This is a genomic window from Bacillus sp. SIMBA_074, from assembly GCF_046534555.1.
GTDB lineage: Bacteria > Bacillota > Bacilli > Bacillales > Bacillaceae_G > Bacillus_A > Bacillus_A mycoides.
In genome coordinates, this window is record NZ_JAWRYM010001366.1 from 1 (window position 1) to 229 (window position 229).

The 229-nt window shown below is 76.4% G+C and carries 1 protein-coding gene; it reads left to right on the plus strand.

Features of this window, described 5'->3' with window-relative positions:
- On the plus strand, positions 1–229 hold a 229-nt coding region (locus SB773_RS35165; RefSeq protein ID WP_410595242.1), incomplete at both ends, for a hypothetical protein.

Here is a 229-nt window from a genome sequence, read left to right on the forward strand (position 1 = left end):
GCCCGGGCGCACGACCGCGGCCTGCTGCTGCACGCCACCGACGCGGGCCTCGTCTCCCTCAGCCTCGACGAGGAGTCGGCCGCCGACCTGCGCGACGGCACGTTCCCGCTGGCCGACCTGATCCGGGTCCTCGGCGGAACGGTCGAGGGGGAGGCCACCCTGATGTTCGGCGCGGACGCCGCGTTCGACCCGGCGCTCGCCCGCGAGTCGGCGTACCTGACGCACCCGG